A 20,573-nucleotide genomic window follows, 5' to 3' on the forward strand; every position below is an offset into this window, starting at 1 on the left:
ACGCAGAGTTTGCTAAAGTAGACGTGCGCTGATCGCCTCCGGGTGGTCGGATGATCCTCGATAGCTCAATTGGCAGAGCAATCGGCTGTTAACCGGTAGGTTCTTGGTTCGAGTCCAAGTCGGGGAGCGAAGGGCCTGGGACTCCACTCTCAGGTCCTTTCTTTTTGCCCTGGTGGGTCGTCCCGCGCTCCGGCGGCGGGTGTCCCGTCGCCGATCGGAGGCGCGATGCGCGAGGACGTCCTCGGCCTCCTGCGTCGCCGGCCCGACGTCGAGGCGCCGTCCCTCGTCGCCGTCGACGCGACTGACCGGCTCCTCCTCGGGCTCCTGGAGCAGAGCTCGCAGGTCGCCGTCGTGCAGGACGCCTACGGAGCGCTGACGCTCTCCCTGGCCGCCGAGGGGATCGCGGTCCGCAGCGTGCAGGACTCCGTCACCGCCGAGCGGGCGCTCGACGAGAACGCCCGGATCGTCCGCGAGGCCGGCATCGAGCTCGCCCCGTTCACCGTCGTCGACTCGGTCGCCGACGCGGTGCGCGGGAGCGACGCCGTCCTCCTCCGCCTGCCGCGCTCGCTCGACGCGCTCGCGGCGATCGCCGCCGGCACCGCGCTCTCCGCTCCCTCCGCGCCCCTGATCGCAGCGGGCCGCATCAAGCACATGACGCACGGCATGAACGAGGTGCTGCGCACGCGCTACGAGCGGATCGACGTGAGTCTCGCGCGTCAGAAGTCGCGGGCGCTGCTCGCGAGCGCCGCGCACGCCGTGCAGCCGCCCGCTCCTGCAATGCAGCGCCGTTGGCTCGACGAGCTCGACCTGGAGGTCGTCGCCGTCGCCGGAGCATTCGCGGGCGCCCGGCTCGACATCGGCACCCGCGCCCTCCTCGCCGCCCTCGACACCGCGGCCCTCCCGGGAGGCACTGCCGTCGATCTCGGCTGCGGCACCGGCATCCTGGCCTCCGTGCTCGCCCGATCGCGCCCCGACCTCGACGTCGTCGCCACCGACACGTCCCGCGCGGCGACGGAGTCGGCCCGCGCCACCGCCGAGGCGAACGGACTGCGCGTCCGTGTCCTCCGCGACGACAACGCCTCCACGCTCGATGCGGGCTCGGTCGACGTGGTCGTCTGCAATCCGCCGTTCCACTCGGACGGAGCGGTCACCGACCTGGTCGCACGCCGCATGATCCGCGCGGCCGGACGCCTCCTCCGACCGGGCGGCGAGCTCTGGACCGTCTTCAACTCCCACCTCGCCCACCCCGCCGAGCTGCGCCGGTCGGTGGGTGCCACCTCGGTCGTCGCGCGCGACGGCAAGTTCACCGTGACGCGATCGGTCCGGGCGACCGGACGCTGAGCGCAAGCCCCGTCGCCGGCTCAGCGGGCACCCCCCGCTCGCGGGTACCATCGCTCTCCGGCGTCCCCTGCGCCGATCCCCGTCACCCCGTTCCGGAGGCCGTCGTGCTCGAAGTCGTCCTCGTCCTCGCCCTGATCGCCGCCGTCGGCGCGATCGTCCTGTGGCGCCGCTCCGTCACCGCCGAGAAGGAGCTGCGCGAGCGGCACGCTCGCGAGGCCGAGCGCGTCGTGCGACTCGAGATGACCGTCGGCGAGCAGGAGGCGCGCCTGCGGATCGTCGGCGAGCTCGAGCAGCTCGCGGTGCGCAGCGCCGCCCGCGTCGTCGAGGAGGCCGAGAGCGTGCGCCTGACGATCGAGCGCGATCCCGCGGCGGCCGAGCGCTCGGCGGTCCGGGCGGTGCGCGCGGCCGAGTCCTCCCTCGCCCAGCTGCGCCGGATCGCGAGCGTCGCCGCGGTCGACCCGGTCGAGCTCCCGTCCGCTCAGGGTGCGGAGACTCTCGTGACCCTCGCGCGGGATCGCGGACTCACCGTCCACGAGGAGACCTTCGGCGAGTCCTTCCCGCTGCAGGACGGCGCCGAGGTCGCGGTGCTCCGCGTCCTCGAGTACGCCTTCGACGAGGCGGTCGCCACAGGTGGCTCCGGGACCGAGGTCCGCATCAGCTCCCGCTGGACGTCCACGGGCCTGCGCGTCGAGGTCGACGACGACCGCGAGCGGCACGGCGCCGCCCAGTCCGACGCGAGCGCCGTCGACGCCGATCTGCACGCGCTGACCGAGCGGATCGACAGCCCGGCGCTCGCGGAGCTCCGTCAGCGCGCCGCGCTCTTCGGCGGCGACGTCGTCGAGAAGCGGACGCCGGGCGTGGGCCGCTCGGTCACCGCCTCCTTCCCCGCGCTGCGCCACCACAACGGCGTGCACGGGGTCGACCTGACCTGAGCGCGATCAGCCCTCGAGGTCGTCGACGCCCGGCAGCCAGGACGTGCCGGGAACGCCCCAGCCCCGCTTGCGGGTGACCTTCGCCACGGGCTTGCGGTAGTCGTGCTCGAGGCGGTCCGTGTAGAGGATGCCGTCGAGGTGGTCGAACTCGTGCTGGAAGACGCGCGCGAACCAGCCCTCCGCCTCGATCTCGAAGGGCGTCCCCTCGAGGTCGAGGGCCCGGAGGATCGCCTTCTCGGAGCGGCGCAGCGGGAAGCGCTCGCCCGGGAACGACAGGCACCCCTCCGACTCCGTGTCCTCGTCCGCCTCGCCGAGCGGCACGGGTGAGACGAAGAGCTCGGGATTGATCGCCACTCCGCGGCGCGGGGTGCCGTCGTCGGCGGCGTAGTCGTAGACGAAGAGGCGGAGCGCGACGCCGACCTGGGGACCGGCGAGGCCGACCCCGGGCGCCGTGTCCATCGTCTCGAACATGTCCGCGACGAGCGTGCGGAGCGAGTCGTCGAAGACGGTGACGGGAGCGGCGGGGGAGTGCAGGACGGGGTCGCCGGCGATGAGGATGGGGAGGACGGCCATGAGCACCAGGGTATCGCGGGGCTCCGCGGGGCCCGTCCGGGTGTCATCCGCTGGTCTTCCGCCCTCACCCGTGCGCCGGACGGCCCGCCGGGGGATTGTGGGTAGGGTCGAGCGCATGTCCACAGATCTGTCCGAGTTGACCGAGCAGTTCACGCTCGACCCGGCACAGTTCATCGGCATCCCGATCGCCCTCGTGGGCGCGGTCTTCCTCTCCCTGGGGGCCCAGTTCCAGCACCGCGGAGTCGTCAAGGTCGAGCGCTTCTCGGGCGGCGCCAAGTCGTCCGGGCTCAACGGCGGTCAGCTGTTCGCCCTGCTGTCCCGGCCCTCCTGGGTCGCGGGCACGCTGATGCTGGCCCTCGCCATCGTCTTCCAGCTCACGAGCCTGGGCTTCTCGCCCCTCATCGTGGTGCAGCCGCTCGGCGCCGTCGCGCTGGTCATCACCGCCGTGGTGAACGCGCGCGTGAGCAAGGTCCGCCTGAACAGGGCGTCCGTCCGTGCGATCGTGCTGTGCGTAGCGGGGGTGGGCACCTTCGTCCTCGTGGCGGCCTTCAATGCGGTGGACAGATCCATCCGGACTCCCCAGCTGGTGACGATCCTCGTGATCCTCGCGATCGTCCTGGTGATCTTCGTCGTCGCCTTCTGGATCTTCCGCCGCAAGGCGCGCGCGATCTTCTACATCCTCGGCGCCGGAGTGGTCTACGGCTTCGTCGCGACCCTCGCGAAGGTCGTCCTCAACCGGATCAAGTTCGGCGAGTTCGACCCGCTGACGGTGGTCTGCATCGTGGCCCTGCTGGCGGCCACCGCACTCGGCGGGTACTTCGTGCAGAACGCCTACTCGTCCGGCCCGCCGGACCTCGTCGTCGCGGGGCTCACCGTGATCGACCCGCTGGTCGCCGTGGCGATCGGCATCGTCGTGCTCGGGGAGGCGCAGTACGCCGCTCCGTGGGCGATCCCGCTGTTCGTGCTCGCCGGAGCCGTCGCCATCTGGGGCGTCCTCCTGCTCGCCAAGCACCACCCCCAGGCCCGCTGAGCCCGGGCGACGCGGGTCGCCAATCCGCGGATCCGCGGGCACCGCTGTCTACAATGAGGGCGCGCCGAGGTGCTCCGAAACCGACCGACCACACGCCGATCGTCTCCTCACCGTCACGATCGGCACGACACCGTTAGGAACCACCCCCGTGTCAGACCCCCGCGACGCGTCACGACCGGAGTCGCCCCGGAGCCGCGAGTCGGCTCCCGCCTCCGACGATCCCTCCCCGTCGCTCCCGGAGCCGACCGGCGACGCAGCGCGGCCGCTCACCGTGGTCATCGGCTGCGACACGTTCGCGCCCAACGTGAACGGAGCGGCGAAGTTCGCCGAGCGCCTCGCCGCCGGACTCGTGCAGCGCGGTCACGTGGTGCACGTCGTCGCACCGTCGGCCGACGGCTGGAGGGGCACGCGCTTCGAGACCCACGAGGGCCAGCGGATGATCGTGCACCGCCTCTACAGCTGGCGCTGGTTCCCGCACGACTGGATGCGCTTCGCCATGCCGTGGCGCATCCGGCAGAACAGCGCACGGATCCTCGACGAGGTGAAGCCCGACGTCGTGCACTTCCAGTCGCACATCATCGTCGGCCGCGGCCTCGGCATCGAGGCGGCCGAGCGCGGCATCCGCATCATCGGCACGAACCACTTCATGCCCGAGAACATGCTCGAGTTCACGCTGCTGCCCAAGGCCGTGCAGGCCAAGGCCGTGCAGATGGCGTGGCGTGCAGCCCGCCGCACCTTCGGCCGCGCCGAGGCGGTCACCACTCCGACCCGCAAGGCTGCGCAGTTCCTCGAGCAGTACACGGGCCTGCGCGGAGTGCACGCCATCTCGTGCGGCATCGACGCCGACAACTACACCCCCGACTTCACCCCGCGCACGGCCAACCGCATCCTCTTCGTCGGCCGGGTGACCGGCGAGAAGCACATCGACGTCCTGCTGCGCGCCGTCTCCCTCCTCGACGAGTCGCTCGACGCGCAGCTCGAGATCGTCGGCGGCGGCGACCAGCTGCGCAACCTGCAGCAGCTGGCCACGAGCCTCGGCATCGCCGACCGCGTCCGCTTCACCGGCTACGTCTCGGACGACGAACTCAAGCAGGCCTACTCGCGGGCGACAGTCTTCGCGATGCCCTCGATCGCCGAGCTGCAGAGCATCGCGACCATGGAGGCGATGGCCTCGGCCCTCCCCGTGGTCGCCGCCGACGCGATGGCGCTCCCGCACCTCGTGCACGAGGGCGAGAACGGGCACCTCTTCGAGCCCGGCAACGCCCAGGCCCTGGCCGACCGCCTCACCGACGTCCTGTCGTCGACCCCGGAGCGCCTCGAGGAGATGAAGCGCGCCTCCCTCCGCATCGTCGCCGCGCACGACATCAACCGCACGATCAGCACATTCGAGAGCCTGTATCGTGGGGAGCCGGTGGCCGATCCGACCATCGACGCAGCCTCCGCCACGGCTGGCCGAGCCTGACGGCTCTCCCGCCTGCGGGGTCCGCGGGGCGTTAGCTCAGCCGGTCAGAGCAGCGGACTCATAATCCGTCGGTCACGGGTTCAAGTCCCGTACGCCCTACCAAGTGAGCACTGGGGAGTAGGGCCGTCGCGGCGGTAGCTCCATGAGCAGAACCCCTCCGCGGGCCTTATCCCCTCGGCGGCGCTCGTGGCTCATGCTGGTTCCATGGAACCGACTCGCGACCTGACAGACGAAGACATGCTCTTCCACTACACGACCTCGGAAGGTATCCGCGGCATAGTGGAGAATGCTGAGCTCTGGGCGACCGGTGCTCGATACCTCAACGACCTCGCAGAGCTGCGGTTGGTCTTCGAGGCGGCAGTCTGGGTGCTGCAGACCCAGTATCTCAAACAGCGGCCTGAGATGCGGGAGTCCATTGAGCTGGCAATTGATATGTTCGCGAAAGAAACCGGCGCGTTGCCGTACTACGTGACATCATTCTCGACCTTTCCTAACGCGCTTAGCCAGTGGCGTGGTTATGGCGGTTCCGATCAGGCCTACGTTCTCGGACTCGTGCGAGAGGACCTGGCTCGCCACGCTGCGGCGATCGGATGGAAGCTAGTCAAGGTGGAGTACGGCGTGCAGAATGCGCGGATCGCAGCGGCGCAGGTTGTCGCCCGCGGCTTCCAGCGCATCGACGCAGGCGAATTCCATGAGTGGGATGACCGAAACCGAGTGCAGGGGGCGTTGCGGCTTGGACTAAACGCCATCGCTGCGGAGCACAAAGACGACTCTTTCGAAGAAGAGCGGGAGTGGCGGTTGATATCGCCGAGGCTACAGGGGCTCTCGGGCGACAGAATCTTCTTTCGCTCGAATCGAAAAGGGCTCGTGCCATATGTGAAGTTCCCGCTCCGAAAGGAACGCTTCCTGGCGCCAGGGAAGCCCAGCGGCCAGGAGGAGTACGTCGAGATGCTCGACCTCGGAGAGGTGGCTGCGGGCCCGGGCGCAACGCGCGACACGTGGGGTGCTCTTAGCGAGCTACTGTTCACTAACAAAGTGCATCTGCAAAGAAACATCAGTCGCAGAACCATCCCCTACTCCGGCTGACTAGTCAGCCCTCCAGGCGCACCGGGCCGGACGCGATCCTCTCCGATGAGTGGACGATGGGTGGATCCCGCAGACCCGGAATCGATTGCAGGGATCCCAGGGGGAAGTAGGGCGTGTGGGACTTGAACGCGTGACCGACGGATTGTGAGCGCGGCGCCCAGTCAGAACCGGCCCGAGCCGAGCTAGACCGCCGCGAGCCATGGAGGACCGGGAATCCCGCGCCGTTGCTCGGGTCGGGCCACCTTCGACACCCCGTTTGCGGTCCATCTCGGTGCGACTCGGATCAGCTCGGCGCGAGTGGAGGATTTTCGGAGGGACGCCGTCACGCAGCGGCGCCTGGCCGTGGCCCTGCCTTATAGCCAATTGGGTGAACGAGGGCTCAGCAGGGTGGCCCTTCGCCCTCCCGTCCTTCCGCACGAGCTGGCGGGGTGCCTCGCCGCGGTTGGTGCGGCGCGCTGCACCCGCCGGTCGCGATGACCTGCACGCCCCCCGGTGCGGGGTCGTGGCGTGGAGAGATGCCTCGTGAACGCTCGAACGGGCTCCTGAGCATCTAGCGTCGTCCGTACACCACCCCGAACGGCGAGCGGGAACAGGACGCTCGCCACGACAGCGACAACGACGACGCAGCTTGAGGACCCACCATGGACACGATTCTCCGTTCGATTTTCACCACCCGCAGCTGCATGACCTGCGCCAGCGGCCGGGCGCGGGTGATGAGCCTGTTCTGCTCGTCCACGTGCGAGAGCATCAACGAGCTCGACGCCTGACCCCGGCGGCAGCATCCGGGTCCGATCCGAGGATCGTCTCGGCGCCGCTCCGACCGTCGGTCGGACTCGATATGGAGTAGCACCGCGCGGTTCACCGCAGCCGCCGCCCAGCCATCGCGAACGACGAAGCGCCTCCCACCGACCGCCCAGCGGACGGTGAGGGGCGTTTCGCGCGCCGGCGGTCAGGCGACGATCCTGCCCAAAAGAGGGTCGGAGAAATCGGGTACGCAGAAGTCGTCGTACTCGGCGTCGAGTACGACGACTTCCGCCCAGTGGAGCTCCGTCAGGCGGAGGGCGACTTCTTCAGCCGCGACTTCGCCGCGCGCTCGGTGAGCACCGAGAGGTAGTCGCGGACCGGGCGGTCGGCGAGGGCGTCGAGCTCGGCGCGGACCGTCGACTCCACCTCGTCCGCGGAGTGGTCCGGGAAGCGCGCGCGCAGGCGCGCCGATACTTCGGAGGCGATCTCGTCGAGGTTCACGTCAGCAGGCACCAGAGGATGATGCACCACTGCGGTTAACGGGAGGTGCTCGTGCGGTCCGGAGAGGACGGCGCGGACGGGGGGCGCGGATCCCCAGGCGACCTGCCTACCCTGGTGGAGGATGCGACGGAGCGTTCGCCCGCACTGCAGGAGGACCGCGGCGGGCGAGAGGGCCCCGCGTCCGACTCGTCCTCGAGGTCCGGACGGACGACGGAGGACACCGGTGGATCGCATCGAGCTCGCGAGGACGCTGCACGAGATGGGGAGGGGCGCCCTGTCGGACGCGGTCACCCGCGCCGTGAACCGGGGCGACCTGTCGGTGGTGCCGCTCCCGGTCCGCTCCGCCACGCACGAGACCGTCCGCAGGAGCGGGCGACGGCGCCGCACGGTCGACGACGTGGTCGAGACCGCGGGGGTCAACGCCTGGCTGCTCGACGACGACACGGCGGTGGCGCTCGCCCGAGGTGGGATCCTCCTCCGCGACCCCGTCGACCGTGTCTTCTCGGCCCCGACGGTCGACGAGCTCGCCGTCGCGCGCGACGAGACGGCTCTCGGCGGCTACCTGGCGGACGCGGAGGAGCTCGTCGCGACCGTCCTCGGCACCCCTCCGATCGCCTCGTCGTGATCGCTAGCACGTCCGCCGTCCGCGCGCCCGTACTGGCCGCTCGGAGCGGTTCGTGATTCGCTGTTCTCGTGCCTGACCTCCCGATGTTCCCGCTCGGCTCCGTGCTCCTGCCGCACATGCCGCTCCCGCTCCGGCTCTTCGAGCCGCGGTACCTGCGGATGCTCGGCGACATCCTCGAGGACGAGAATCCGTCGTTCGGCGTGGTCCTGATCGAGCGTGGTCAGGAGGTGGGCGGCGGCGATCAGCGCTTCGCCGTCGGCACCGTGGCGCGCATCCTGAACATCGACGGTGCGGAGTCGTTCGTCACTCTCGACTCGGTCGGCGAGCAGCGCTTCGAGGTCGTCCGCTGGTACGAGGACGATCCCTATCCCCGCGCCGAGGTCCGCTTCCTCCCCGATCTCGAGTGGGAGCCGAGGCTCGACGAGTCGCTGGCGACGGCCGAATCGGCGGTCCGCACCTCCCTCGCCGTGGCGAGCGAGTTCGTCGAGCAGCGCTACGGAGCCGTCGTCGAGCTGGCGGAGGACCCGGCCGCGCACGCGTGGCAGCTCGCCGGAGTCGCCCCGGTGACGGAGTTCGACCGCCTCGCGTTCCTCCGGAGCGGGTCGATGGAGCAGCTGCTCGACGGGGTGCGCGAGAAATCCACCGAGGCGACGGAGTCCTTCCGCGCCGGCTGGGCCTGACCACCGGCCCGACGGCGGAGTCAGCCCTCGAGGTCGACGCCGCGATCCTGGGCGAGCTTCGCCAGGTCGTCGACGACGACGAGCGCCATCCGCACCGAGCGGTCGCGACGGTAGTCGTCCGCGGTCGGGTCGATCCGCGGGGCGCGGTCGAGCGTCTCCTCGATCGACTGCGACAGCTCGCGCCACGCGTCCTGACGGGCGCCGTCGACGAGCGCGGCCAGGTACGCCCTGTCCTCCGCGCGGCTGCGGAGCGTCTCGGCGACGGCCAGCGACAGCCGCTCCCGGTGATCGAGGTTGTCGACGTCGGCAGAGCGGTAGTCGTGCACGTGATCGGAGCGGCCGTCGACGAAGGTGACATCGGCGGCGATGGTGCGCAGCCGCTTCGCCGCCGCTTCGGACTCGTCGGCGAGCTTCCGCAGCTCGACGGCCGCGGCGCGGGAGTAGTGACCCACGTCGAAGGGGACGTCGGCGGTGAGGCCGTCCATCAGGACCCGGTTCTTGACGGCCATCCGGCTCGCGTACTCCGCGAGCATCAGGCCCTCCTCCGTGGCCTCCTCGACCGAGACGGGGTCACGGGCGGGGTTCTCGTCGGGATCGTAGGGCCGCATCTTCAGCCTGCGTCGACGGCGGAACCACACGCGCGTCACCTACATCCTGAGCACGGCGCTCCGCCCACCGGAGCACCTCTTCGAGAATACCGGTCGGGGGAGCGCCGCGGGAGAGCGGCTCAAGCGTCGCGCCAGTCGTCCTGCAGGAGGTGGGAGCCGGCCTGCGGACCCATCTGCAGCATCCCGCCGTCGACGACGTACGACGAGCCGGTCACGTAGGCCGCGCCGGGGGAGGCGAGGAACGCGATGACCTCCGCCACTTCCCGGGCGTCGCCCGGGCGGCCGAGCGGGATGCCCGGGCGGTCGATCGTGAACGGATCCACGTCGTCGGCGTCGTTCATCGGGGTCGCGATCTCCCCGGGCGCGACGGCGTTCACGGTGATGCCGTGCCGTCCGAGTTCGAGCGCCGCGACCTTCAACAGCCCGCCGAGGCCGTGCTTGGCGGCGACGTAGGATCCGGCGCCGACCCGCGGCTGGTGCTCGTGGACGCTCGTCACGGCGATGAGCCGGCCGCCGGTACCGCCCTCCACCATCAGGCGGGCGGCCCGCTGCAGGCAGACGAAAGCGCCGTCGAGGTTCAGCGCGACCGTCCGCCGCCAGCTGTCCAGGCTCTGCTCGAGGAAGGTCTCGCCGCCGCCACCGCCCGCGTTGTTCACGAAGACGTCGAGCCCGCCGAGGCGCCGGGCGAGATCGTCGATCACGTCGCCGGCGCCCTCCAGGTCGGTCGCGTCCAGTCGGGCGATCTCGGCCCTCCGCCCGAGAGAGCGGACCTCCTCGGCGGTGGCCTGGGCGCCTTCCTGATCGCTGTGCCAGGTGATGCCGACGTCCATTCCCGCCCGGGCGAGGGCGACAGCCGTCGCCTTCCCGATCCCCGAGTCGGACGCGGTCACGAGGGCGCGAGTGGGCTGGAAGTCACGGGGTCCGTGGGTCATGTCGTCTCCTGAGTGCTCATCGAGGTCCGTCCCCACCGATCCGAGCATCCCGGCGGCGGTCCCGGGAGCGCCTTGACAGGGAGCGCGGGAGCACCGACCGGCGTGGGAGGGACCCGTCCACGGTCCCGATCGCGTTGACTGGGCGGATGGATCACCGGCGCATCTCGGTCGTCGTCCCCGTGAAGGACGACGCCCGACACCTCGAGCGACTGCTCGCCCTTCTCGACGAGCAGACGCTCGCCCCTCTCGAGGTGGTCGTCGTCGACGACGGCAGCACCGACGACAGCGCCGACGTCGCGCGGGCGCACGGTGCGCGCGTCGTCGTGCACGGGGGTAGCGGGATCCCGGCGAGCACGGCCTTCGGGTTCGACGTCGCCCAGGGCGACGTCCTGGCGCGACTCGACGCCGATTCGCAGCCCGGGCCGGACTGGATCGCCCGCCTCGCCGGCCACTTCGCCGATCCCGCCGTGGGAGCGGTGACCGGGCCCGGGCGCTTCGTCGAGCTCGCGCCGCTGCCGCGTCTGCTGGCACGCATCCTCTACATGGACGCCTACTTCGCCCTGATGGGCTCCGCCCTCGCGAACTGGCCGCTGTTCGGGTCCAACTGCGCGCTGCGCCGCTCCGCCTGGCAGGAGATCGCGGAGGAGATGCACCGCGACGACGCGTACGTGCACGACGACGTCGAGATCAGCGTGCATCTCGGAGTGCGGCACCGGATCGTCCTCGACCGCCACCTCGAGGTCGGCATCTCGGCGCGGCCCTTCGGCACCGCCGGGGACATGGTCCGCCGGCTCGACCGCGCGATGCACACGCTGCGCCGGCACCCCGGCCTCGGTGCTCCCGTCCTGCGCTGGACCCACCGGGTCCGCCGCTCCCGCCTCGAGCGTCTGCAGCGGATCGCGGCGTCCCGACGCGCGGTGGCCGCGGCCTCCGACCGCACCCGCGACTGAGCGGAGGTCAGTCGGCGGCGGGCCGCCCCTCCTTCGGCATGGCGGCGACGGCGACGAGCATCCCGACCGCCACGACGGCGAGGGCGATGCAGACGAACCGCGTACCCGCGGCGAGATCCTCGGGCGCAGGGGGTGCCGCCTCCGGTGGCGGAGTTGACGATGGCGCCGAAGACCGCGACGGCGACGGCGCTGCCGATGTTGCGGGCGAAGAAGTTGGTCGACGAGACCACTCCGCGCTCGTTCCACTCGACGCTGGACTGCGCGCGGATGAGGGTCGGAGTGGCGACGAGTCCCATCCCCGCTCCGATGAGGACGCAGTACCCCGCGATCTCCCAGAGGGTCGAGCCGGGGCCGAGCAGGACCGTGAGCGCGCTGCCCACGACGACGAGCAGCGCTCCGATGAGGCCCGTGCTGCGGAATCCGATGCGCAGGTACAGGCGCCCGGACAGGCTCGCGGCGACCGGCCAGCCGAGGGTCATGGCGGCGACGGCGAACCCGGCGCCGAGAGCCGAGCTGCCGAGCACGCCCTGCGCGAAGGTGGGGAAGTAGGAGGTGACGCCGAGCGTGATGGCGCCCACGGCAGCCGAGACGAGACTCGTCGTGAGCAGGAGGCGTCGACTGAGCACCCACAGCGGGAGCACCGGGGCTGCGGCCCGGCGCTCGATCGCGACGAAGCCGGCGAAGGCGAGCGCCGAGAGCGCGAACACCCCGATCCCCGCGGGCGAGAGCCACGGCCACGCCGTCCCGCCTTCGAGCAGCCCCAGGATCAGCAGAGCGGTGCCGACGGCCAGGACCACGGCCCCCGCCACGTCGAGCGGCTGGCGCTCGCCCCTCGTGGTCTCCCGGAAGCTCCTCATCAGGAGGACCGCGGCGAGAAGGCAGAGCGGGATGTTCACCAGGAAGATCCCGCGCCACGCACCCAGATCCGACAGCACGCCGCCGAGGGTCGGCCCCACGACGGAGGAGATGCCCCAGACGCTCGCCAGGTAGCCCTGCGTCTTCGCCCGCTCGGCGACCGTGTAGATGTCGCCGGCGATGGTGATGCCCATCGGCTGGATCGCGCCCGCGCCCAGCCCCTGCAGCGCGCGGAAGGCGATGAGAGCGGGCATGCTCCAGGCGAGGCCGCACAGCAGGGAGCCGACGAGGAACAGTCCGATGCCGATGAGCATGATCGGCTTGCGCCCGATGACGTCCGAGAGCTTGCCGTAGAGGGGCACCGAGACGGCCTGCGCGAGCAGGTAGATCGAGAAGAGCCACGGGAACTGCGCGAAGCCGCCGAGGTCGTCGACGATCGCGGGCACCGCCGTCGCGAGGATCGTGGCGTCGAGAGCGACCAGCGCCGTCGAGATCATCAGCGAGAGGAGGATCGGACCGCGCTCGGAGCGCAGCCCGACGCTGGCGCGGGTCGGGGCGTCGGTCATTCCTCCGACGGTATTCCATGGCAGTGGGAGGGGAGGAGGACTCGACGCGCTCGGTAGACTCGTCGTATGGAACTCGTGCTCTGGCTCGTCATCGCCGCTATCGCCGCCGCCGGCCTCGTCTCGGGCACGGCCGCGCTCATCGCCATGACGAAGTCGCCCTGGTCGGCCGACAAGTAGCACGTCCCGCGTCGCGCCTCACTCGTAGACCCGCACGACGCTCCAGCACGGCTCCGTCGACGCGACGACGTCGAGGACGAACGATCCGCCCGTCTCGACGTGCGTGGCCTGGAACCGCCAGCCGCCGATGCTCACGGGACGCCGCCCGAACGTCGGCGGGAACGGCTCGAGCGGCGCCCACCAGGCGCTCGTGCACGTCCACACCGTCGGCCGGTCGGTGACGCGGTAGCGACCGCCCCGCCAGTCGAGCGCGACAGGCACGCCCTCGCCGTCGGTCGAGACCACTGCCGTCTCGTCGATCACCGCCATCATCGCGCTCCCGTTCCTCCTGCCGGCGACCCGCCCGGGGGTGCCCGGGACGGTTGGCCGTTCGAACATGTGTTCGATAGTCTGCGAGTGTACGCCGGGGCGGTCCTGCCCGCCACGGCCCCACGAGCGAACGGCTGGAGGCGCGATGATCGAGTGGAGTCCTCTGCAGATGCTGCGCAGCAGCGGTCCCGACGAGTGGGTGATGGTCGACGCGCTCCGCACCGGCAGGATCGGTCTGGTGCGCCGGATCGAGACGGGCCCGTACCGCGAGACGTGGTTCAGGGCCGTCACCTGGGCCGCGGAGCCCGAGAAGCGGACGCTCGTCGGCTACTCCCGCGACATGGAGACGATCGCGAAGGCGCTCTGGGAGCGCCAGCCGCCCACGGCGCAGGAGAAGCCCTTCCCGGGCTACCCGCCGTCGCGGCCGGCCCAGGGCGCGGCCACGCGGTGAGCGGAGCCCGTGCCGACGCCGCCGACACTGCTGGGGCGGAGGAGAATGGCCGGATGCTCCTCGTCCTCGCCGGTTCCCCCCTCGGGCGCCTGGACGGCGTCGTCGATCGACGACTCCGGAGCGGTGACCGAGGAGCGCGCCGGTCGCGGACCGGCGTCCCTGGCCGCGTTCGTCCGAGCGGGCGAGCAGGGCCGGCCGCGCTGGGTCTGGGACGACACGGCGCGCTGGTACCCCGGGCTGCTCGAGGCGGGGGTCGCGGTCTCGCGCTGCCACGATCTGCGCCTGTGCCGCGCGATCCTCCGACGCTCCTCCGCAGCGACCGGCTCGGTCCTCGCCCGCGCTCCGCGGGACGCCTGGGACGCGGAGGCGGCCGCTCCCGCCGCCGCCGACACCCTGCTCGGCTTCGAGGAGGCCGCCGTCGACCCCGCGGCGCTGGATCCCGTCGTCGAGCTCGCGCTGCAGGAGGACGCGGTGGCGGGCTCCCCGCAGTCCGGACGACTGCGCCTCCTCCTGGCCGCGGAGTCCGTGGGAGCTCTGATCGCGCGTGAGATCGCCGCGGCCGGACTCCCGTGGCGCGAGGACGTCCACGACCGCGTGCTGACGGAGGCGCTCGGTCCGCGACCGGTGTTCGGCGGTCGGCCGGCCCGGCTCGAGGCCCTCGCGAACCGCCTCCGCGAGGAGCTGGCGGCGCCCGAGCTCAACCCCGATTCGCCGGCCGACGTCATCCGCTCGCTCCGTCGCGCCGGGCTCGCCGTCGAGTCGACCCGCTCGTGGGAGCTCCGCACGATCGAGCACCCCGCGATCCCTCCGCTCCTGGAGTACAAGAAGCTGTCCCGCCTCCTCACGGCCAACGGCTGGGCGTGGCTCGACGCCTGGGTCCACGGGGGCCGGTTCCGGCCCGAGTACGTCGTCGGCGGCGTGGTCACCGGACGGTGGGCGACCTCCGGCGGCGGCGCGCTGCAGCTCCCTCGGCAGATCCGCGCCGCCGTGGTCGCCGACGACGGCTGGAAGCTGGTCGTGGCCGATGCCGCGCAGCTGGAGCCCCGGATCCTCGCGGCGCTGTCCGGCGACGCGGCGATGGCCGCAGCGGGGCGCGGCCGCGACCTCTACCAGGGCATCGTCGACGCCGGAGTCGTCCCCGACCGCCCGCGCGCGAAGGTCGCGATGCTCGGCGCCATGTACGGGGCGACGAGCGGAGAGGCGGGCGGCCTCCTGCCCCGGCTCGCGCGCGCCTACCCGCGCTCGATCGCGCACGTCGAGGCCGCTGCGCGGGCGGGGAGGCGCGGCGAGTCCGTCTCGACCTGGCTCGGCCGCAGCTCGCCTCCCGGAGCGGTGGGCCCGAACGACGAGAGCCCCGACGCCCGCAGCGCGCAGCGCGCCCGCGACTGGGGGCGCTTCACCCGCAACTTCGTCGTGCAGGGGACGGCCGCCGAGTGGGCGCTGTGCTGGATGGGCGACCTGCGCGCACGGCTGCGCGACGGCGGGCCGGGCCTGGACCGCGCGCACCTCGTGTACTTCCTGCACGACGAGGTCATCGTGCACGCGCCCGCCGAGGCGGCGGACCGGGTCGCCGAGATCGTCCGGGAGTCCGCGGCACGCGCGGGTCGGGCGCTGTTCGGCGGAGCCGACATCGACTTCCCGGTCACCGTCGCGGTGGTCGACGCCTACGACGAGGCGAAGTGAGGCGCGGGCTCAGTACCAGTGCGGCGAGCGGCTGTTCCACTTCGCCCAGGCGCTGCAGGGCGAGCCGTACGAGCTCTTGATGTACGAGAGACCCCAGTTCACCTGCGTCGCCGCGTTGGTCTGGTAGTCCATGCCCGCGGAGGCCATCTTGCTGGCGGGCAGCGCCTGGGGGATGCCGTAGGCACCGGAGGAGCGGTTCAGCGCGTTCCAGCGCCAGCCGGACTCGCCGTTCCACAGCGGGACGAGGCACGCGTCCATCTGATCCGAGCCCCAGCCGTAGTTCCCGAGGACCGACCGTGCGTAGGCCTGCGCCTGTGCGGGCGACATGCCGTCGGTGCGGCCGGCGTAGGTGCTGAGCGCGGCGATGGTCTCGGCCGAGCTGTTCTTCGCTCCGGTCGGGTCGTCGTTGCCGAGCTGCAGCGGGCCGCCGCCGGGAGCGGCCGGAGCCGGAGCAGGTGCGGCGGGTGCCGCGGGGCGGGGAGCGGCGGCGGGTGCCGTGCGGCGGGCCTCGGCCTCGGCCGCCTCGCGTGCACGGCGCTGCTGGTCCTCGAAGACCGCCTTCTCCTGCTGACCCGTCGCGTACTGCTCCTCGAGCGCCGCGGTCGTGTTCTTGAGATCGGCGAGCTGCGCGTAGAGAGTCGAGCTGTACTGCTCCTGCTCGGCGACCTTGGCGTCGGCGGCGCTCTGGGCCGACTCGGCCGCGTCGAGAGCAGCACTCGCCGCGTCGACGAGGGCGACGCGCTCGGAGCGGGCCTGCTCGGCCTGGGAGGCGAGGGCGCCCGCCGTGTTCTCGGTGGTCTCTGCAGCGGTCTGCAGGGTGCTCGTCTGCAGCGTGAGCTGGCTCATCGTGCCGAGGCGGTAGAGCAGCTCGTCCGACTGCTCGCCGCCGACGAGGAGGTTCAACGTCGCATCGGTGCCGCCGCTGCGGTAGAGCTGCGCGGCCAGTCGGCCGGCCTGCTCCTTCGCGGCGTCCGCATCGGCGCGCGCGGCGTCGGCGCGGCTCTCGAGAGCGGTGACGCGCTGGTTCGCCTCGTCGAGCGCGGTCCGGGCGGCATCGGCCTCGGAGGCCCGCGCGATCGCGGCGTCGGTGAGCTCGGCGGCCTGGTCGCGGAGGTCGGCGAGGAACGCGGTGATCCGGTCGACCTCGGCGGCGGTCGCGCTCTCGCTGTCCTTCGCGGACTCGACGTCCGACCACGACGGGTAGTCGGACGGATCGTAGGCGGCGGAGGCGGTCAGTGGCGAGGCCAGCGAGGCGCAGAGGACGAGGAGGGTGCCCGCACCGGCCGCGATCAGGCGTCGGCGCGCGCGCGAGGGCTCGCGGAGGCCGAGGGGTGTGCGGGACATGCGCTCCACCCTAGGCGACGGCACCCGCGCCTGTCTCGTCGCGGGACACCGCTCTGCGGCCGCGGCGGGGGCGCTCCAGGGCGAATCCCCGCACTCCGGCGCCGGCGTCGGCGCCGGACAGCTCCTCCCGGGCGGCGGCGAGCAGGCCGCGGAGGGCGTCGTCGCGGACCCGCATCGCGCGGGCGGCGAGGCGCCGCTGCGGGTGGTCGTCGAGCGGCTCCTCCTCCTCGGGGAGGGTCACGGCGTACGCCGACAGCACGGCCTCCAGGTCGGCCTCCTCGAGACTCGAGGCGAGCAGGATGCGGTCGAGCACGTCGTCCCAGTCCTCCTGGGCCGTGGCGCCGTCGCCGTGGAGCCAGGCGACGGCCTCGACGCGGCCCTCGTCGGTGAGTGCGTGGAGGGGGAGCCCGTCCTCCGTCGCGCCCGCCGAGACGACGAGGCCGCGCTCGCGCAGGCGATCGAGGGTGGAGTAGATCTGGCCGACGTTCACCCGGCGGCGATGCGCCGCGCGGTCCAGGAGCTCGGAGTGGAGCTGCAGACCGTAGGCCGGGCCGAGGGTGAGGAGCGCCAGGAGGCCGTCGCGGACCGACACTGGACTCCTCTCGGGCGGGCCCGGATGCGAGGAGGCACCGGACGATCCCGAGTATAGGCAGGGGATCCGGACGGTCCCGGGGCGGGCGCGGCGAGCCGCCTTGTCGGCGCGGGACGCCTGATGCATACTCTGACGTGGTGGCTCGTCCACCGCACAATCGAAGAATGCACCACTTGTCGTACGTGGTCCGGGTCGTTGGGGAAGACGCACCAGGACGGACGGAGGACAGCATGGTGGCGCAGCAGACTCGGGGTGTGCTCTTCGTGCACTCCGCCCCGCGCGCGCTCTGCCCCCACCTCGAGTGGGGAGCCGGGCGCGCTCTCGGTCGTGCCGTGAACTTCGAGTGGATCGAGCAACCGGTCCTCCGGGGCACGCAGCGAGCCGAGTTCACCTGGGAGGGACCTCCCGGGACCGGTGCGGGCATCGCCTCCGCCCTCCGCGGCTGGGAGGACGTCCGCTACGAGGTGACCGAGGAGCCGTCCCCCGGAGTGGACGGCGGCCGCTGGATGCACACGCCCGGCCTGGGAATCTTCTTCGCCCAGACCGACAGCGTCGGCAACACGGTGATCCCCGAGGACCGCGTCCGCGCCGCCATGGAGACCGCCGGCGCCGACCCGATCGAGCTGCACCGCGAACTCCGCCTCGCCCTCGGCCAGGCCTGGGAGGACGAGCTCGAGCCGTTCCGCTACGCGAGCGATTTCGCGCCGGTGGTGTGGCTGCATCGAGTCGGCTGACGCCGACTCGATGTCGACGCCGTTCCCTACGCGGCGTCGCGCGGTCGGCTTCGCGACGGGGTCGCGTTCTGCAGAGCGGGTTGCGAACGGCGACGCAGAATCGCTGGTACGCGATTCGGCGGATACGCCTTGCGGGGCTCGGCGATCCGGAGCCGGGGCTTCAGTGCTTCGGCGCGTCGAGGAGGCGCGTTCGGGACCTTCGGCTCGTAGGTTCGGACGGGCGCAGCAGCGTCGGCTCGTGGAAGGCGGTCGGGCTCGTCGGGATCGTCGGTTCTCGTGAGTCGAGTGCGATTCTGCGAGCCGGAGGTGACGTCCGGGTGGCGGGACAACGCCTCGGCCCTGGGGAGACTGGCCTAGATCATCCCGCTGGGATGGTCCGCCCGTGGGTGCGGTTCGACCATCGGTGTCGGAGCGTATCGGTCACGGGTCCCGGCTCGTGGAAGAGGGTCGGGCTCGTGGGACATGGCCGTTCTCGCGAGCCGGATGCGATCGAGCGAGCCCGAGTCGCGATCGGCGACGCCGGGATCGAGTGCCGATGCCGGGCGCGGCGGGCGGTGCGTCCGTTTCCGCTCGCGCATCCAGTCCCGGCCGAGAACCTGCCGGATGACCCCCCAGCCGATCGCTGGTCAAGCGAATCCTCTGCCGGCCGTCGTCAGGGCGACTCGGCGCCGCCAGTCGGCAAGCCGGGCTCCCTTCCGAGGCCCGGTGAGGAGAGCACTGCACCGGTGCCCGTCAGCGGTGTGCCGATACCGGCAGGCCGAGCCGTGCCCCGATGCCCGTGAGGGCGAGCACTGCGCCGATGCCCGGTAGGGCGAGCGGTGTGCTCGATGCCCCCTAAGGGCGAGCCGTCTGCCAATGCCCGGTAGGGCGAGCGGTGTGCCCGATGCCCGTGAGGGCGAGCCGTCTGCCGATGCCCGTGAGGGCGAGCACCGCGCCGCCGCCCGGAGGGTGGCGCGCAACCCACCCGAGCGCCGCGAGGCGTATCCGGCGATCCGCGTCCCAGCGGATCGCCGTCGCTGCACTGCACCGGCCCTCGGAAACCCAGCCGCGTAGGGAGCGGACGCGCCTTCGTTGCGCCACGCGCAGCGAAGCCGCGTTCCGGTCGGTGTACGGGGCTACGCCCCGCTACACCGACCGGAACGCGGCAACAGCATTGTGCCCCCCGAACCCGAACGAGTTCGAGAGGGCGACCAGCGGGCCGGCGCCGAGGGCGCGGGGGCTGGTGACGACGTCGAGCGGGATCTGGGGGTCCTGCTCGGTGAGGTTGATCGTCGGCGGCGCGGTGCGCTCGTGGAGCGCGAGCACCGTGAAGATGGCCTCGAGGGCGCCGGTGCCGCCGAGGAGGTGGCCGGTGGCCGCCTTGGTCGCCGACACGGCGATGTTCGGGAGGTGGTCGCCGAAGACGCGGGCGAGGGCACGGTACTCGGCGACGTCTCCGACCGGGGTGCTCGTCGCGTGGGCGTTGACGTGGGTGACGTCGGTGCGGGAGGCGCCGGCCTGCTCGAGGGCGGCGATCATCGCGCGGGCGGCGGCGGATCCCTCGGGGTCGGGCGCGGTGATGTGGTACGAGTCGCTGGTGACGGCACCGCCGGCGAGCTCCGCGTAGATGCGGGCGCCGCGGGCGAGCGCGTGCTCCTCGGTCTCGAGGACCAGCGAGGCGGCTCCCTCGCCCAGGACGAAGCCGTCGCGGCTGACGTCGTAGGGCCGGGAGGCGGTGGCCGGGTCGTCGTTGCGGCGCGAGAGCGCCTGCATGGCCGCGAAGGCGGCGAGGGGGAGCGGGTGCACGACCGACTCCGTGCCGCCGGCGATGACGACGTCGGCGAGGCCCTGCTGGAGGTGCTCGTAGGCGTTCGCGATCGCCTCGGTGCTCGACGCGCAGGCCGAGACGTCGGTGCGGGCGTAGGCGCGCGAGGGGATGGACATGCTGATCGCCGCGGCGGCGGCGTTGGGCATGAGCATCGGGATGGTCATGGGCAGGACGCGGCGGGGTCCGCGCTCGCGCAGGGTGTCCCAGGCGTCGAGGAGGGTCCAGAGGCCGCCGATGCCGGTGGAGTAGTCGACGCCCACGCGCAACGGGTCGACGTCGGTGATGCCGGAGTCGGCCCAGGCCTCGCGTGCCGAGATCAGTGCGAACTGGCTCGAGGGGTCGAGGCGCTTGAACTCGGGGCGGGGGAGGACGTCCTCCGGGCGCACCTTCGCCTGAGCGGCGAACGTCACGGGGAGGTCGTGCTCGGCGACCCAGTCGGCCTCGATGGTGCTGACGCCGGACTCGCCCGCGAGGAGGGCGTTCCACGACTCGCGCGCCGTCCCTCCCAGGGGGGTGCTGGCGCCGATGCCGGTGACGACGATCTTCTTGCTGCTCATGACGACGATCTCTGTTCCGTGACGGGGTGGGTGC

At 72.0% G+C, this 20,573-nt stretch carries 20 protein-coding genes, 2 tRNA genes and 1 pseudogene; 14 read left to right on the top strand and 9 right to left on the bottom strand.

Going from position 1 to position 20,573, the window contains the following annotated elements:
- The first annotated feature begins 54 nt into the window (after window positions 1-54).
- From AC0CID_RS02435 to AC0CID_RS02445, 3 genes are all read left to right on the top strand, one after another.
- Window positions 55-127: transfer RNA gene (locus AC0CID_RS02435), tRNA-Asn, on the top strand.
- Window positions 128-225: 98 nt separating this feature from the next.
- The gene (locus AC0CID_RS02440; protein WP_465225668.1) at window positions 226-1,341 is read left to right on the top strand and encodes a class I SAM-dependent methyltransferase; all 1,116 of its coding nucleotides are present in this window, start codon (window positions 226-228) and stop codon (window positions 1,339-1,341) included.
- A gap of 104 nt (window positions 1,342-1,445) precedes the next feature.
- Entirely contained in the window at window positions 1,446-2,273 is an 828-nt protein-coding gene (locus AC0CID_RS02445; RefSeq protein ID WP_465225669.1) for a sensor histidine kinase, read from the top strand.
- A gap of 6 nt (window positions 2,274-2,279) precedes the next feature.
- Here AC0CID_RS02445 and def read toward each other — a convergent pair whose 3' ends face one another.
- On the bottom strand, window positions 2,280-2,846 hold the full coding sequence (gene def, locus AC0CID_RS02450) for a peptide deformylase (protein ID WP_465225670.1): 567 nt from the start codon (window positions 2,844-2,846) through the stop codon (window positions 2,280-2,282).
- Window positions 2,847-2,961: 115 nt separating this feature from the next.
- On the opposite strand from def, the gene AC0CID_RS02455 reads away from it, so the two are divergent.
- From AC0CID_RS02455 to AC0CID_RS02475, 5 genes are all read left to right on the top strand, one after another.
- Entirely contained in the window at window positions 2,962-3,876 is a 915-nt protein-coding gene (locus AC0CID_RS02455) for a DMT family transporter (protein WP_465225671.1), read from the top strand.
- A gap of 148 nt (window positions 3,877-4,024) precedes the next feature.
- Window positions 4,025-5,338 (top strand): glycosyltransferase, encoded by a 1,314-nt coding sequence (locus tag AC0CID_RS02460; RefSeq protein ID WP_465225672.1) that lies wholly within the window; start codon window positions 4,025-4,027, stop codon window positions 5,336-5,338.
- A gap of 25 nt (window positions 5,339-5,363) precedes the next feature.
- Window positions 5,364-5,440: transfer RNA gene (locus AC0CID_RS02465), tRNA-Ile, on the top strand.
- A 102-nt stretch (window positions 5,441-5,542) separates the two neighbouring features.
- Window positions 5,543-6,424 (top strand): DUF2971 domain-containing protein, encoded by an 882-nt coding sequence (locus AC0CID_RS02470; protein ID WP_465225673.1) that lies wholly within the window; start codon window positions 5,543-5,545, stop codon window positions 6,422-6,424.
- Between the two features lie 641 nt (window positions 6,425-7,065).
- Entirely contained in the window at window positions 7,066-7,191 is a 126-nt protein-coding gene (locus AC0CID_RS02475) for a hypothetical protein (protein WP_278249978.1), read from the top strand.
- 283 nt (window positions 7,192-7,474) lie between these two features.
- Here the strand turns inward: AC0CID_RS02475 and AC0CID_RS02480 are convergent, their stop codons facing one another.
- Window positions 7,475-7,681, bottom strand: coding sequence for a three-helix bundle dimerization domain-containing protein (locus AC0CID_RS02480; RefSeq protein ID WP_207402423.1), 207 nt, complete (start codon window positions 7,679-7,681; stop codon window positions 7,475-7,477).
- Between the two features lie 211 nt (window positions 7,682-7,892).
- Here AC0CID_RS02480 and AC0CID_RS02485 point away from each other — a divergent pair, with 211 nt between their 5' ends.
- The gene (locus AC0CID_RS02485; protein WP_465225674.1) at window positions 7,893-8,294 is read left to right on the top strand and encodes a hypothetical protein; all 402 of its coding nucleotides are present in this window, start codon (window positions 7,893-7,895) and stop codon (window positions 8,292-8,294) included.
- Between the two features lie 68 nt (window positions 8,295-8,362).
- Window positions 8,363-8,974, top strand: a complete 612-nt coding sequence (locus tag AC0CID_RS02490) for an LON peptidase substrate-binding domain-containing protein (protein WP_465225675.1) — start codon at window positions 8,363-8,365, stop codon at window positions 8,972-8,974.
- 20 nt (window positions 8,975-8,994) lie between these two features.
- Here AC0CID_RS02490 and AC0CID_RS02495 read toward each other — a convergent pair whose 3' ends face one another.
- Window positions 8,995-9,621, bottom strand: coding sequence for a hypothetical protein (locus AC0CID_RS02495; protein WP_465225676.1), 627 nt, complete (start codon window positions 9,619-9,621; stop codon window positions 8,995-8,997).
- 80 nt (window positions 9,622-9,701) lie between these two features.
- On the bottom strand, window positions 9,702-10,514 hold the full coding sequence (locus AC0CID_RS02500) for an SDR family oxidoreductase (protein WP_465225677.1): 813 nt from the start codon (window positions 10,512-10,514) through the stop codon (window positions 9,702-9,704).
- Between the two features lie 146 nt (window positions 10,515-10,660).
- On the opposite strand from AC0CID_RS02500, the gene AC0CID_RS02505 reads away from it, so the two are divergent.
- The gene (locus AC0CID_RS02505; RefSeq protein ID WP_465225678.1) at window positions 10,661-11,464 is read left to right on the top strand and encodes a glycosyltransferase family 2 protein; all 804 of its coding nucleotides are present in this window, start codon (window positions 10,661-10,663) and stop codon (window positions 11,462-11,464) included.
- Between the two features lie 239 nt (window positions 11,465-11,703).
- On the opposite strand, the pseudogene AC0CID_RS02510 reads toward AC0CID_RS02505, so the two are convergent.
- Window positions 11,704-12,885 (bottom strand): annotated as a pseudogene (locus AC0CID_RS02510) (MFS transporter); the annotation flags it as partial.
- 195 nt (window positions 12,886-13,080) lie between these two features.
- A complete protein-coding gene (locus AC0CID_RS02515; RefSeq protein ID WP_465225679.1) occupies window positions 13,081-13,440 on the bottom strand; it encodes a DUF6504 family protein in 360 nt (119 codons plus the stop codon).
- Window positions 13,441-13,516: 76 nt separating this feature from the next.
- Between AC0CID_RS02515 and AC0CID_RS02520 the strand changes: the two genes are divergently transcribed.
- Both AC0CID_RS02520 and AC0CID_RS02525 read left to right on the top strand, forming a co-directional pair.
- Window positions 13,517-13,822 (top strand): hypothetical protein, encoded by a 306-nt coding sequence (locus tag AC0CID_RS02520; protein WP_207402416.1) that lies wholly within the window; start codon window positions 13,517-13,519, stop codon window positions 13,820-13,822.
- Window positions 13,823-13,867: 45 nt separating this feature from the next.
- Window positions 13,868-15,505, top strand: a complete 1,638-nt coding sequence (locus AC0CID_RS02525; protein ID WP_465225680.1) for a bifunctional 3'-5' exonuclease/DNA polymerase — start codon at window positions 13,868-13,870, stop codon at window positions 15,503-15,505.
- A gap of 9 nt (window positions 15,506-15,514) precedes the next feature.
- Here the strand turns inward: AC0CID_RS02525 and AC0CID_RS02530 are convergent, their stop codons facing one another.
- Both AC0CID_RS02530 and AC0CID_RS02535 read right to left on the bottom strand, forming a co-directional pair.
- A complete protein-coding gene (locus tag AC0CID_RS02530) occupies window positions 15,515-16,849 on the bottom strand; it encodes an aggregation-promoting factor C-terminal-like domain-containing protein (protein ID WP_207402414.1) in 1,335 nt (444 codons plus the stop codon).
- A gap of 10 nt (window positions 16,850-16,859) precedes the next feature.
- The gene (locus AC0CID_RS02535) at window positions 16,860-17,441 is read right to left on the bottom strand and encodes a PadR family transcriptional regulator (RefSeq protein ID WP_207402413.1); all 582 of its coding nucleotides are present in this window, start codon (window positions 17,439-17,441) and stop codon (window positions 16,860-16,862) included.
- A gap of 230 nt (window positions 17,442-17,671) precedes the next feature.
- On the opposite strand from AC0CID_RS02535, the gene AC0CID_RS02540 reads away from it, so the two are divergent.
- Window positions 17,672-18,175 (top strand): DUF3145 domain-containing protein, encoded by a 504-nt coding sequence (locus AC0CID_RS02540; RefSeq protein WP_465225681.1) that lies wholly within the window; start codon window positions 17,672-17,674, stop codon window positions 18,173-18,175.
- 1,125 nt (window positions 18,176-19,300) lie between these two features.
- Here the strand turns inward: AC0CID_RS02540 and AC0CID_RS02545 are convergent.
- Window positions 19,301-20,539: a beta-ketoacyl-[acyl-carrier-protein] synthase family protein gene (locus AC0CID_RS02545; protein ID WP_207402411.1), complete on the bottom strand. Its 1,239-nt coding sequence runs from the start codon at window positions 20,537-20,539 to the stop codon at window positions 19,301-19,303.
- Window positions 20,540-20,573: the final 34 nt, after the last annotated feature.

The sequence above is a fragment of the Rathayibacter sp. AC451 genome (genome assembly GCF_979253095.1).

Coding starts and splice junctions, on each gene's coding strand:
- AC0CID_RS02475 (WP_278249978.1), top strand. CDS start 7,066: ATGGACACGATTCTCCGTTCGATTTTCACCACCCGCAGCTGCATGACC.
- AC0CID_RS02515 (WP_465225679.1), bottom strand. CDS start 13,440: ATGTTCGAACGGCCAACCGTCCCGGGCACCCCCGGGCGGGTCGCCGGC.
- AC0CID_RS02525 (WP_465225680.1), top strand. CDS start 13,868: ATGGCCGGATGCTCCTCGTCCTCGCCGGTTCCCCCCTCGGGCGCCTGG.
- AC0CID_RS02520 (WP_207402416.1), top strand. CDS start 13,517: ATGATCGAGTGGAGTCCTCTGCAGATGCTGCGCAGCAGCGGTCCCGAC.
- AC0CID_RS02505 (WP_465225678.1), top strand. CDS start 10,661: ATGGATCACCGGCGCATCTCGGTCGTCGTCCCCGTGAAGGACGACGCC.
- AC0CID_RS02540 (WP_465225681.1), top strand. CDS start 17,672: ATGGTGGCGCAGCAGACTCGGGGTGTGCTCTTCGTGCACTCCGCCCCG.
- AC0CID_RS02440 (WP_465225668.1), top strand. CDS start 226: ATGCGCGAGGACGTCCTCGGCCTCCTGCGTCGCCGGCCCGACGTCGAG.
- AC0CID_RS02500 (WP_465225677.1), bottom strand. CDS start 10,514: ATGACCCACGGACCCCGTGACTTCCAGCCCACTCGCGCCCTCGTGACC.
- def (WP_465225670.1), bottom strand. CDS start 2,846: ATGGCCGTCCTCCCCATCCTCATCGCCGGCGACCCCGTCCTGCACTCC.
- AC0CID_RS02545 (WP_207402411.1), bottom strand. CDS start 20,539: ATGAGCAGCAAGAAGATCGTCGTCACCGGCATCGGCGCCAGCACCCCC.
- AC0CID_RS02455 (WP_465225671.1), top strand. CDS start 2,962: ATGTCCACAGATCTGTCCGAGTTGACCGAGCAGTTCACGCTCGACCCG.
- AC0CID_RS02530 (WP_207402414.1), bottom strand. CDS start 16,849: ATGTCCCGCACACCCCTCGGCCTCCGCGAGCCCTCGCGCGCGCGCCGA.
- AC0CID_RS02470 (WP_465225673.1), top strand. CDS start 5,543: ATGGAACCGACTCGCGACCTGACAGACGAAGACATGCTCTTCCACTAC.